This is a genomic window from Methylobacterium sp. CCH7-A2, assembly GCF_001557075.1.
In the GTDB taxonomy this organism is placed as follows: Bacteria; Pseudomonadota; Alphaproteobacteria; order Rhizobiales; family Beijerinckiaceae; genus Allobosea; species Allobosea massiliensis.
In genome coordinates this window covers 1-725 of the sequence record NZ_LSKN01000102.1, presented here as the reverse complement: position 1 = coordinate 725, position 725 = coordinate 1, and the positions used below count along the sequence as shown (strand labels likewise).

Here is a 725-nt window from a genome sequence, read left to right as displayed (position 1 = left end):
TGGAAAACAGCGCCAGATCACCGCTTATCTGCAGCGAGATTGAGTCAGACCCAAACTTGCACGCCGAAACACAATCTTCGGGTCGAGCGCAGGGTTTGCGATCTGCACTATGTGCTCGCAAACGATCCAGACCTCCTTGAAACAGCAGATTTGATCGTTGCGACGACGGGCAGCTGGGCGGCCGAGAATTCACTCAACCGCTGGCATCTCGCCCAAGGTCGGGGGCAGCCGATTCTGTACGGGTGGACCGAGGCTCATGCCTGCGCTGGGCACGGCGTGGCAATTACAGGCGAGGGCGGCTGTCTGCAATGCCACATCGGGCGGACCGGCGCGCCGGCGTTCAAGGTTGTGGACTGGCCGGATGGCGGCGATGCCAATCAGGAAGAGCCCGCGTGTGGCGCGCACTACCAACCATACGGGCCGGTCGAGCTCAACTACGTGACCGCAATGCTCAGCGAGTTGGCACTCGACTGCCTTCTCACGCCGCCGTTGCAGTCGTTAAGCCGGGTCCTCGTCACATCGGCCAAGCGTATTGTTGATCTCGGTGGTCGCCTGAGCGAGGCGTGGCTGTCTGAATATGTTGAGCATCACAGCGGCGTACGAACGGTCGATCGGCCGTGGTCCAAGCTGCATTGCACCGCCTGTGGCGAGGCTCGAGCGGACGAGGCGGCTTAGAGCCCGTCCCGAAAGGGTTGAGCGACTGGGGCACTCGTGATTCCAAGGGG

1 protein-coding gene is annotated in these 725 nt (G+C 61.9%); it reads left to right on the top strand.

Going from position 1 to position 725, the window contains the following annotated elements:
• A partial coding sequence (locus tag AX750_RS08735; RefSeq protein WP_210173037.1) for a ThiF family adenylyltransferase occupies nucleotides 1–675 on the top strand: 675 nt, incomplete at its 5' end.
• Between the last annotated feature and the right edge of the window lie 50 nt (nucleotides 676–725).